At 34.4% G+C, this 12,380-nt stretch carries 9 protein-coding genes; 5 read left to right on the top strand and 4 right to left on the bottom strand.

Translation table 11 applies throughout. The features are described 5' to 3' along the window. Positions 1-61: 61 nt before the first annotated feature. From HX049_RS08745 to HX049_RS08735, 3 genes are all read left to right on the top strand, one after another. The gene (locus tag HX049_RS08745; RefSeq protein ID WP_006259375.1) at positions 62-793 is read left to right on the top strand and encodes a hypothetical protein; all 732 of its coding nucleotides are present in this window, start codon (positions 62-64) and stop codon (positions 791-793) included. Between the two features lie 40 nt (positions 794-833). After that, the gene (locus tag HX049_RS08740) at positions 834-1,664 is read left to right on the top strand and encodes a CvfB family protein (RefSeq protein WP_006259374.1); all 831 of its coding nucleotides are present in this window, start codon (positions 834-836) and stop codon (positions 1,662-1,664) included. 642 nt (positions 1,665-2,306) lie between these two features. Then, positions 2,307-3,215: a helix-turn-helix transcriptional regulator gene (locus HX049_RS08735; protein ID WP_006259373.1), complete on the top strand. Its 909-nt coding sequence runs from the start codon at positions 2,307-2,309 to the stop codon at positions 3,213-3,215. Positions 3,216-3,414: 199 nt separating this feature from the next. Here HX049_RS08735 and HX049_RS08730 read toward each other — a convergent pair whose 3' ends face one another. The 4 genes from HX049_RS08730 to HX049_RS08715 all read right to left on the bottom strand — a co-directional run bounded on the left by HX049_RS08730 (position 3,415) and on the right by HX049_RS08715 (position 10,390). Then, positions 3,415-4,791, bottom strand: a complete 1,377-nt coding sequence (locus HX049_RS08730) for a RagB/SusD family nutrient uptake outer membrane protein (protein ID WP_230456713.1) — start codon at positions 4,789-4,791, stop codon at positions 3,415-3,417. 10 nt (positions 4,792-4,801) lie between these two features. Further along, positions 4,802-7,849 (bottom strand): SusC/RagA family TonB-linked outer membrane protein, encoded by a 3,048-nt coding sequence (locus HX049_RS08725; protein ID WP_006259371.1) that lies wholly within the window; start codon positions 7,847-7,849, stop codon positions 4,802-4,804. Between the two features lie 294 nt (positions 7,850-8,143). After that, positions 8,144-9,505, bottom strand: a complete 1,362-nt coding sequence (locus tag HX049_RS08720) for a sensor histidine kinase (RefSeq protein ID WP_006259370.1) — start codon at positions 9,503-9,505, stop codon at positions 8,144-8,146. A 210-nt stretch (positions 9,506-9,715) separates the two neighbouring features. After that, positions 9,716-10,390, bottom strand: coding sequence for a response regulator transcription factor (locus tag HX049_RS08715; protein ID WP_006259369.1), 675 nt, complete (start codon positions 10,388-10,390; stop codon positions 9,716-9,718). A gap of 839 nt (positions 10,391-11,229) precedes the next feature. On the opposite strand from HX049_RS08715, the gene HX049_RS08710 reads away from it, so the two are divergent. Beyond that, a complete protein-coding gene (locus tag HX049_RS08710) occupies positions 11,230-11,490 on the top strand; it encodes a hypothetical protein (RefSeq protein WP_006263228.1) in 261 nt (86 codons plus the stop codon). Positions 11,491-11,514: 24 nt separating this feature from the next. After that, complete coding sequence (locus HX049_RS08705; RefSeq protein ID WP_006259367.1) at positions 11,515-11,994, top strand: hypothetical protein; 480 nt, start codon at positions 11,515-11,517, stop codon at positions 11,992-11,994. The last annotated feature ends 386 nt before the right edge of the window (positions 11,995-12,380 follow it).

The raw sequence follows: 12,380 nt of genomic DNA, 5'->3' as shown, positions 1-12,380 counted from the left end.
AGCGCTTAAAGAATTACTTCATAATAGACAATTTACAAGTAATTTAGATGAGTTAAATGCTTTGGCAAGTGTAAGTAAAAACACATCTGTACAAGAGGTAAATAGTATTCACCAATCAGCTCAAAACATACAAGTGCCTAATAATGTACCTGTAGTAGAGCAAGGTGGTTATGCTCAAAGTGTAAATAATCAATATGATAATACAGTTGCTCCTCAAGGAGCTCAAACTGTTGAGTCAAATCATCTAGTACAACCTCAGGCAAGTGAGTCATTAAATAATCAGTCACTCAATATAGAAAGTAATACTAATCCTATAGCAGAACAACCTAAAAGAGCTTCTGCCTTATCGTTGACTAGTATTCGAAACAGAAAAGAGTTGGCTTCGTCTCTAGAAAAAGTTGTAATTAACCCTGATGACTTACCTAAACAGGCTTTTACCTATGATCAGTTAATGGGAGAATGGAACTATTATATAGATCGTTTGACTAGAGCAGGATTAATGCTAATGGCTTCTTTAATGCGAATGGCTCAACCTACTTTGTATGAAGCTCGTATTGAATTAGAATTGCCAAATGAGGGTTCTAAATTGAGTTTTGAAGAGAATAAGTATGACTTGGTTAATTACCTTCGCAAAAAATTACAGAACTTTGCAATTGAATTAAATATTACTGTAAACGAAGAGATTAAGCTAGTTAAGAGAGTATTAGACTCAAAAGATAAGTACCAACATTTTATAGAGATTAATCCTGAAGTAGAGGTATTGAAGGACATTTTTGACTTAGAATTAAAGTAAAAGTGAACTTAAGTTCACAATATAAAAGATATACAAGAATATGATTAAAATAGGAGATGATAATAAATTAAAGGTTGCTCGTTTAGCGGGTATTGGACTTTATTTAACAGATGGTGAAACAGATATTCTTTTACCTAGTAAATACGAACCTGAGAATATTAGAGTTGGAGATGAGATGATTGTCTTTGTTTACTTAGATCAAGAAGAAAGACCAGTAGCTACTACTTTAGAGCCTAAAATATATGTAAATGAGTTTGCGTTATTAAAAGTAAGCTACATTAATGAATATGGAGCCTTTATGGATATGGGGTTAGAAAAGGATTTGTTCGTTCCATTTAGAGAACAAGCCCGTCCTATGAAAGAAGGGAATAGATATCTGATCTATATGTATCTTGATGATCAAAGTAAGCGATTGGTAGGTTCTAGTAAATTAAAGCAGTTTGTCGATAATAAGGATATTACTGTAGAAGAAGGAGAAGAAGTAGAACTAGTTGTATCTCATATTACAGATTTAGGTATTAATGTAATTATCAATGAAAAACATGCTGGTCTTATGTATAAGAATGAAGTGTTTGAAGAGTTACACACAGGAGATCGTATCATAGGGTATATTAAATCTATTCGTCCTGATGGAAAAATAGACGTTAGTAGAAACAAATTAGGTTTTGATGGAGTAGTAGACAGTGCTACAATTATTATCAGAGAATTAGAGCACAACAGAGGTTTCTTAGGGCTGAATGATAATAGTCATCCAGAAGATATCAAGACAGTTCTAAACATGAGTAAAAAGACCTTTAAAAAGGCAATAGGAACTCTTTATAAAGAGAAGAAGATAGAGATAAAAGAAGATGGTATTTATCTAGTGAGATAGTATCTGAGTTATATAGTATAAGAAGAGGGAGTCATGGGTAAAGTGACTCCTTTTTTATACCTGTATATTGTGGTTAGTAGTTTCTTTACTCAATAAATTACTTGCTTTACTTTTTTTTAGATTATGAAGATTGGTAAATTAATATGTTTGTAATGTTCTTTTAGATGAGCGAATTGTTTTTTAATTAGGAGCGAACATTGTATAGAAGTATCATTACTATCAACCATACTTAGTATAGAACGTGCATATTGTGAGTTGTATAACTTGTGATGCAATTTCTAGTAGAGTGTTGGCTAGCTAAGAATTTAGAGTGTCCCCATAGCGTCTATATTTAAAATAGACGCTATTTTTATTAATAAAGGTGTAATCAAATAACCTTATCGTTGCCTGATTTAAGCTATTTATAAATGTGTTAATACATAGTTGAAGTAGCTGGTTATGAATAAATATTTCAACTATTCTCAAATTGAGATTACTGGGCTTAACTAAGAAAAAAGACACTTTCACCCAATTTTTGAATACCTTGTATTATAATAGGATTACTTTTGTATCCCAATTAGATAGTTTTTTTTATTAGAGAAAAAAGCTAATTTAGTTATTTATAAAAAACACAACTATCACTTAATTTTAATTGGGGTTAAAATGAAGAAATTACGCTATTATTTTTTGGTATTAAATTACCTGAATCAAAATCATTATCCTTCGCGGGAAAAGCTTTTAGAGTACTTAGCAAGTTATGACATTGATATTAGTGAACGTACACTGTATCGCGCACTTAGTGACTTGTCTACAGAGTTTGGGGTAGAGGTATCACTAGATAATGCTAAAAAAGGGTATTATATTGCTCCTAAATATTTGGCAAGAGCAAATCAAGTTTTATTACATTTAAAAGATCTGGTAACTACAGATATACTTAATTCGAGTAATGGATCTAGGGAGTCAGCTTCTACTTATATCGATCCAGTATCTAAGAAAGGAGTATTGCCAATAGATACGATTAGAATGATCTATACAGCAATGACGAAAAATCAAAAAATATCTTTTACTTATACTAATCAGTCAGAAGGAGAGCCATATCGTGTGAAAATAGCACCTATACTGTTTAAAGAATTTGAAGATGCGTGGTATGTTGTTGCGTTAGAAGATAATGATTACCATACTTACTTTTTAGATACTATATCAGATGTGATGATTGAGAACGAACGTTTTAAAGGATGCTCAGAGTCAGCTAGAACTAAGTTTAGTGAAATTATAGGCTTAAACTTTACCGATCAAGATGTTCACGAAGTAGTCCTTTCATTTGATAAGAGTCAAAGAGCTGTTTTAAATTCTTGCCCACTTCACTCATCTCAGGTAATTACAGAGAGTGTATGTGGAGAACGTATTTTAGCTACTTTATTAGTAAAACCAAATTATGAGTTGAAGCAACAAATCATGAAGTTTGGTAAATATGTGAAAGTCGTTTCACCAGAAAGACTAAAGGAAGAAGTTATTGAAGAATTGCGTTTTGCTTTAGAGCAACACCAAGACGAATATATAAAAATACATTAGTTTGGGGGAATTAATGTAGAAGTTGTAACTGTATATGATAAGTTATTATTAAGTCAAAATATACAGATATAACGGTTAGTTTGTTTCGAAAACAATAGCAGGTGGGGGCCTGCTATTGTTGATTTATACTTTAGAGTATGAATCGAGGTTTATTGTAAATGAAAAAGGCTATTCTGTTTAGGAATAGCCTTTTTTAGTATTAGTATTTTAACGCTGGATTAGCTTGTACTTCTTTTTGTGGAATAGGTAGTTGATAGTATTCATCAAAAGCATTAATTATCGTGTTATCAGTATCTACTGCTAGATCACGTGAATCTCTTTCTAATGGCAAGCCTAATCTTTTTAAATCAAAATAGCGATGTCCTTCGAAGGATAATTCTAAGAAACGCTCTTGTAATACATCCTGTAGCGTCACAGTAGTAAAGTGAGTATTATCTTTAATTCTATTGTCTCTAAGCGTATTAATATCATTAGTAGCACTGGTATTATTACCTAGTTTTAGATATGCTTCTGCGCGTATAAGATACATTTCACTGATGCGAAATACTTTGTAATCATTAATACGATCGTTGAATGCGCTACCATCATATTTACTGATGACTGCATCATCTTCTATACCGAAGAAGTGTTCATACCTTTGGTCATTTTCTGAGTCAAAATGATCTCTTAGCTTCTGTGAAGCATAGTACAGTGTTTTACCATTGCTGAAGTCATACCAGAATATGTTAGGTCTAATGTTGTCATCATTGTTGCGCTTCAGTTTAAAAATAACCTCAGCATTAGAAGTGTCCTCCCATATTCCTTCAAACTCTTTTGCCGTTGCTAGTGGATATTTATTAATTAGCAGAGTACTATATCTTTCTGCTTTTGTATAGTCATGTGAATATAATGCCACACGTGCAGTTAAAGCTAAGATAGCATCTTGACTTAAGCGAATAGTGGTATCTTTATTAATATGCTGTTCTGCTTCCACTAGATCATTCTCTAGTTGTTTATAGAAGTCTTGTATTGTTTGTTTACCTGGCTTCCCATATACATCAGAACTCGTCTTATAAGGGATTGTATAAGCTGTCATCCCTAAGTATTCAGACTGTCCAAACATACGGTGTAGTTCGAAGTGTATTAAAGCTCTTAGACCGTGTAATTCACTCTTTAGTTCCTTTAGTTTTTCTACTTCAGCCTCATTGCTAGTAGGCACTTTATGGATGTTTTCTAGTAGTGTGTTAATCTTGTACACGCTGTGGTAGTAATCTATCCATATCTGTTGTAGAAGGTCATCGTCTGCGCTAAAAGTCCATCGGTTAAGATTGACAGCATAAGAGTTTACCCCAGCATTACTAGGAGCTAGTTTACAATCATCTGCCATGATCGAACCGATTAAGGTATTGTATTCTAGGTTTAGCTCTGTATAAGCTCCTAATACTCCAAACTCAAATTGCTTAACCGAACTGTAAATATGTTCTTCATTTACAGCATCTTTAGGGTCTATATCTAGCATACTATCACAACTCTGGAAACTAATAGCTCCTAATGCTAAGCATAGTATTGCACTGATTTTATATATGGTTGTTCTCATTGTCATTGCTTTAAAAAATTACTTTTACACCTGCTGTGATGGTACGTGGTAATGGGTATTCATATTGGTACCAGTTATTGTCATCTTCAGGATCTTGTCCTTTGAAGTTTGTCCAAGTCAATAGGTTTTGCCCTTGAGCGAATATATTGATCTCTTTCACTATTTTATTCCATTTACCGAAGTCTTTAAATCTATAGTTTACACTTAAGTTTCTAAGTTTTAAGTAATCTGCTTTTTGTAGCTCTCTATCAGTCATATAACGAGCGTATTTTGCACTAGGATTATCGCTGACATCACCAGGGTTTTGCCACATATCTAACATACTTGTAGACTGGTTATAGATACGGTAAGTTTGGTCTGCGGATGTTCTGTAAAACTCTCCTGTGTTAAGTCTATACATTCCTTTAATAAAAGAGAATAAGGCGCTTACTTCTAAGTTTTTGTATTTAAAGTTAGTTGTAAACCCTCCTTTGATAGCAGGGTCAAACCCTCCTTTAACTAATACAGCATTATCAGGATCATAAGTAGTCGTGATATTACCTTCTTTGTCATAATAGAGTGGAGCACCTGTCTGCTGATCTACACCAGCCCATTTCACCATATAGAAATGTCCTATTTGCTTGCCGACTTGATGGATAGAGTAGTCTTCTGTGATGATTTCATCCTCATCTCCTAGGCTCAAGATTTTATTCTTGTTATAAGCAAAGTTAACTCCTAAGTTAAAGGTGAAGTCTCCACTTCTTACCACATCTCCAGACAGTTTTAATTCAATACCACGGTTTCGAATTTTACCCATATTATCTGCTATGGATTCAAACCCCGATGTACTAGAAAGAGATCTATCTAAGAATAAATCACTCGTAATACGGTTATAGAAGTCTATTTCTCCAATTAATCTGTTTTCAAATAAACCGAACTCTAACCCTAAGTCTAGAATCTTATTCATTTCCCAGTTGTACTGATTGTTCCCTGGCGTTATAGGGTTAAGGGCAGTACCTCCGTTGTATTGACCAGGGCCATAAAGACGGCGGTACCCGAAGTCACTAGCGAAGCCATTAGCATTACCTGTTAATCCATAACTAGCTCTTAAACGTGCCATAGAGATAACATCTATATTCTGCATAAAGTCTTCTGTTTTCATATTCCAACTACCTCCCACAGCATAGAAGTACTTATATCTGTTATTACGAGGTACACGGGATGAACCATCTCTTCTTAAGCTCGTAGACAACGTAAATCTGTTCTCATATGAGTATCTCACTAAAGCAACTTGAGAAAGTAATAAGTTCTCAGAAGCTCTACCCTCTATCTTAGGAATGAAGTCATTCTCAGGTGTACCTGGTGTGATACCACCTGCGGTATGGTCTAGCCCATCTATTAACCCATATCCTGTAAAGCCGTGATAGTTATACTTCTGTCTATTCATCTCCATTAAGGCTATCGCTTCTATCTCGTGTGCATCCCATCTGTATTTATAGTTAGCCCCGAAGTTAGCCATTAGCCCGATGTTAGTCTGATCACCTTGACTATACATTCCTTTACCACCTTCTTCTACTAGGTCTCCGAAGTACGTATCAGGTTTGATGATATGTGTATTACTTAGCTTAGTATAATCAACCCCTATTGTACTAGTAAGTTTAAAGTCATCTGTAATATCAAAAGCAAAGTTACCTGCTAATACACCTTTCTGCTGTTTTTCTCTTCGGCTAACATCGTTATACATTGCTAAAGCATTTGTACCAAATCTATTCGTACCAGGAGTAAGTTTTCCATCTTCATCATACGGATTCTCATAAGGTAACGCGAAGTACATAGAAGCTACAGGATTTGTCTCGCTTACATCAAAGTCAGACTCTGAAGTTTGACTATTAATATTCGCTAAGTTGAAGAAGAAGTTAGTACTCAATCTACCAGACTTATGGTGAATATTACTATTCACATTGAACTTTTCTATACCTGAGTTGTATAATACACCATCTTGTTTGAAGTAGTTTAATGAAGTATAGTGTTGAGTCTTATCATCGCCCCCTTGGAAGCTTAAGTTATGAGATTGATTAATCCCTCTTCTCATTAACTTCTTTTTCCAATCAATATTAGTCTGTCTAATCTCAGCTAATCGTCTATCTCCTTCTATATAATCAACATCTGTCTTAGCTACCTGTACACCATTTACTGTCTTATAAGGGTTGTTTCTAGAATATGCCCATCCAGGTAAGTCTTGGTCTTGAAGCATTTCTTCGAACTGAAGACGTTGGTTCGTATTCATCATATCCCATTTGCTGTTATTGGCTTCAGAATACCCGTATTGAGTTTGATAAGTTACCCTTAATCCATCAGAGTCATGTGCCCCTTTCTTAGAAGTGATTACGATCACCCCATTAGCTCCTCTAGAACCATACTGAGCAGTAGCCGCTGCATCTTTTAGAACAGTGATATCTTCAAAGTCTTCAGGATTCAGAGCAGAAAATGTAGCAGGAGAGATAGGCATTCCATTTAATACATAAAGAGGATTCGTGTTCTCATCCTGAAGAGAACCGATACCGCGGATAGTCACCCTACCAGGAGTACCAGGTTGCCCAGAAGGAGAAGCCACATATAACCCAGGCACTTGTCCTTGTAAGGCTTGATCCATAGAACTCACTTGTGATTTATTGATCGCTTGAGCTTCTATTTTACTGACAGCTCCTGTTGTTTTAGAACGAGACTGTTTAGTATATCCTGTTACGACAATTCCTTCTAATAAATTATCCTCTACATCTAAGTCTATAAATGAAGGATAATCTCCCACCTTTATTGTTATTTCTTTATCTGTATATCCGATATAAGTTAGGCGTAGTTTTATCTCTTTTAAGTCTGTATTGTCTAATTCGAATTGTCCATTGTCTAAAGTAATATCTACTTTATCATTTGTAATGTCTTCGATAGTCACGCCAGGTAGCGGAATTAGCGTTTCCGCATCTCTCACCACGATAGGTGCTTTTTTATCCTGTGCATAGCTAGTCACTGTCGCTGACAGTACTAAAGCTAGGGATAACAATGATCTTTTAGTGATATGCATAAAATAAATTCTTGTCTATTTTTTTACTTTCTTTTTAACAAGGCAAACTTATTTCACGATAATTAGGACGGTCTTAAAGAGATGTGAATAGGGGATTAAAAGGAGATTAGAAAATTTTAATGTGAGATTGGGTTTAACAGTTTTCATCTGATGTTTAATAGTTAAATACTCTTAGAGGGCCTACCAAGCTCCTTCAACAAACAACTCCACAACATCACAAAAAAAACAGCGAGTATAAAATCTTATACTCGCTGTTAGGTTGAATTATAATTTAGATAATGATTGAGATGACTACTATTGATGCAGTTTCGGAATCATTAAGGTCACTTTAGTACCTACTGTTAGTTCTGATTCTATGGTCAATGTGCCTTTGTGCAATTGTACTATTTTAGAAGCTAACGATAGACCTAGTCCAGTTCCTTTTATCCCGAATGCATTACTAGAACGGTAAAAAGGAAGAAATAGTTTGTCTAGATCCTCTTTTTTTATCCCAATGCCTTTATCTTCTACTATAATAATGATATTGTGGGTATCAGTATCCAGTGTTACTTCTATAGGTGCATTGTGAGAAAACTTGTTGGCATTCAATATAATATTAGAAAGGGCTAGCTCTAATAAGTTGCCGTTGCCATTAAAGAATAGCTCGTGTAAGTCTTCTTCTGTGCTGATGGTCAGGTTTAGGTTTAAGTCTTTTTGAGCTGCTATAAGGTGGTCTATCATCGTCCACCAGAATTCTTCAAAAGCATGTCTATGTAATGGATACACAGAACTGTCTAGTTGTGATAATGCCAATAGATTATTGATCATCTGATCTATGTGTATTGCATCGTTCACTACCCCTTGTAGTACCTTTACGTACTCCTGTTCTGTTCTGCTCTGACGTAGCGCTATCTCAGCATTCCCCATAAGAGAAGCGATAGGCGTTTTTAGCTCATGCGAAGCATGAGACACGAATGCCTGTTGGTTGTCAAAGGATTCTTGTACTCGATTAAAGAGATCATTAATAGTCTCGCTTAACGTACGTATCTCGTCTTTAGACATATCCTGTGTAGGGATGGGCTGAAATAAAGTATTTATATTCTTCTTCGCGAAGTACTTATTAATTCTGGTAATCGGGATTAGAAAATAACCAGCGAATAAACGCGAGAGGAAAAAAGTAATAAGTAAGGCAATCACTAGACTGATCAGCATAACTGTTCTTAACTGTTGTAATGCTGCTACTCCTTTTTCATTAGTTGCTTTAGCCATCACGATAAAGTCCCCAGAATTATCTCTATAGAAAATACCTACCACGTACTCCTGATCAAGTTTAAAGTATATCTTCTTTTTTGCAATAACCTCTTCTAGTGTCTTTTTATCCCATTTTAGATCCCCTTCTTCTATAAAGGTTGGATCTAGATTAATATCATAGATTCTTATTTTCTCTAGAGGTAATGTACGAGGATATTTGCGCAAGACCTCATCGAACTCTGCCTTAGTGAAGTTGTCTTCTGCTAGATAGTTATGGCCTACTGTGAAGGCGCGATCTTCTAATTGTTTAAAGAAGGTATTTTGCCAATGGCTAGATACTACAAAATAGACTGCAATTAGCACTCCCAATAAGAGAATTGCAAATAAGCCAGAGAACTGTAGTGAAAGTCTATTGCGTATTTTCATTATTCTGTTTTTTTGTGAAATAGTCTTTTTGTGAAATAGTGAAACCGTGAAGGTGTGAAATCGTTTTTTTGTGATGTTGTGATGTTGTGAAACTGTTTAGGCTATTGTATCAATCATTAGACTATTACTTCATCTAAGTACATTATGCTCGTAGGGCAATACTGTAAACCGAAAACTGTAAACCGTTAACCGTTAACTGTAATCCAAAAACTATTCATCCTTTAGTATATACCCCATACCGATAACTGTATGTATCAGTTGTGTGTTGTACTCTTTGTCTATTTTGCGTCTCACATAATTTACATACACATCGATGAGGTTCGTCCCTCTATCGAATCCGATACCCCAGACCGCCTCAGCTATCTGTGTTCTCGTTAATACTCTATTCTTATTCACTAAGAAGTATTCTAGTAAGGTATATTCTTTTTGGGTTAAAACGATTTCTTTATTTGCTCTCGTTACTGTCTTTTTATACGTATTCATGATTAGATCCGCAGCTTTATACTCTAGAGTAGGCATAGCCATTGTATTACGACGGGTCAGTGCCTTTATTCTCAGCAATAATTCTTCGAAGTGAAAAGGTTTCGTCAGGTAATCATCTGCCCCCATATTAAATCCTTTGACCTTATCATTTAGCGTAGATAAGGCAGTCAACATGAGGATGGGAATATCTCCTTTGTATTTTTTTATTTGTTGACAGATTTCGAATCCGTTCATATAGGGAAGAATGACATCTAGAATAATCAAATCAAACTCTTGTTCCATCGCTAGTTGTAATCCTATCATCCCATCGTAGGCAAAAGCCACCTGATGTTGGCTCTCCTCTAGACCTTTTCTAATGAAGTTAGATACGCTTACTTCGTCTTCTATTAAAAGTATGTTCATAGCTCTGATTTTATTGCAAAACTAAATCATAAATCAAGCCATTTTTTAGGATTAGAGAAATTTAATGTTAGATGAAGTATATCTATTTTAATAGATTTAGAGCAGAGTAATGTTTATAAAAGTTCTAAATATGAGAATATTAAAAGCAATCTAAAATCTAAAAACAGGACAAATCACAGATGTTAAAAATATTAACATATCAGTGTTTTTTAGTGATTTGAAACACACGGTAAAGCCAATGATAGTAAGGCTTTTGGGAAGGTTGTTTGGGCGTTGTTCGGAAGTTCATTGCAAAGTGTTCGGAAAAAGGGGGTGTTTTCCGAACACCTTCCGAAAAAACCACAACGGAGACCGCATGAATACTCGATTCGTAGTGAATTTATGATGTTAAGAAACTTGTTAAAATTTTAAAAGCTGTGATTTGTGCTTTCTTTTTGGTGAGATGTACCAGACTTTGAATAGAAGAATATTCTCAATAATAGCCATTGAGTCAAAGCCTTTACTGTAGGCAAAGGTAGTAAAAAAATAGATAGGAGAAAAGAGGGTGTAGGAGGAAAAATGAGTAGTGTTAAATTATAGTGCTCAATTTGAATTGTGTAATTCTGATAAGGTTTTTTTAGATAACTTTATTGAAAGATAATAGTGTGAAACGAATAACATTTGGATTTGAATACCCTTAATGCAGCTATGTGAAATGGTTGTTTTATGACTTGTAGTTAATAGATATGAATGTTTATGATTGATAGTAACATGTTAATAAACGATTTTAAGGCGCTTATAGAAGAGCGTTTAACTTATGCTGTGCTCTCAATAATTAGTTTTGAAGAGTATAAGGTTTTGTGTATGCTTTTTTCACAGAATTAGATAGTATTAGAAATAGGGGATTAGAGAAAGTTTGTATAGATCAGTTTTTAAACAGTTATTATAGCTATGTGATGGTAAGCGGTGATGATGATGTGATGTTGGAGAGAAGATTCACTAGTATAATGGAAGAGTTAACAGAGCTCTGTGCATCTCCTTTCTTTTGGAAAACGGATTTCACTATATATATGGAAAAATGGGAAAGTTTTTTTAAAAGTAGTTGGTTTAAAAATGTTTAATGTGTGAGAATAAAAGAACGAATTATGAAATACTTGATTATCTTATTAGTGAGCATATCTCTATTAAGTTGTAAAAATAATAGTAATCGGTTAAAGTCCTCTAAAGAAGAAAAACTAAGTGAACTAGTAATAAAAGACAGTACTTTTAAAAGGGTGTTTGAGAAATCCATAAAAGAGATTGAGTTTGATTTGGTAGATGAGGATGTTAACCAATATATAATTGATTTTCATGTCGATTATGAAAATAGGAGTAATTTAATACTTGCTATTCGAAATTGTCCACCTACAACAGTGATTGATTTAGTGTATTTAAAGCAGTATCAAGGCAAAAAAGTTTATGTATATTATAGTAATTCTTCTAGGGTTAGACAAGCTGTTAGTAGATTTATTGATATAACTGATAAGCCTATTAAGTCAGTAACACTAGAAATACAACCTAGTGAATTTGAATGTATTTACTTAAGAGAGTTTATCGTGCATAATGACTCTTTAATTTCACTTTAAGAGTTAAGAGAATTGGGTATGAGTTAGGTAGTAATAGACTGTCTACTGTAAGGGATGCTACAGGAAATCAAGAGGGTTTTAAGCAAGTCAATACTAGTGGAGCAGATTATGGGTTTGATGACTTCGGTAACCTTACTAGTGATAAGCATAAAAAAATCAGTAAGATTAGGTATAATCACCTAAACTTACCTGTAGAGATTAACTTCGGAAGTGATAAAATAGAGTATCTTTATACAGCTAGTGGAGAGAAGGTAAAGAAGAAAGTCACAGAGAAGGGCGTCGTTACGCTAACGGATTATTTAGATGGATTTCAGTATGTAAAGGGCAAGCTTAGTTTCTTCCCTACAGCAGAGGGATTCTTTAATGCAGAGAAGAGTGCGTATGTA

It is taken from the genome of Myroides odoratimimus, assembly GCF_030326305.1.
In the GTDB taxonomy this organism is placed as follows: domain Bacteria; phylum Bacteroidota; class Bacteroidia; order Flavobacteriales; family Flavobacteriaceae; genus Flavobacterium; species Flavobacterium odoratimimum_A.
This window is presented reverse-complemented; position numbering and strand designations above follow the sequence as displayed.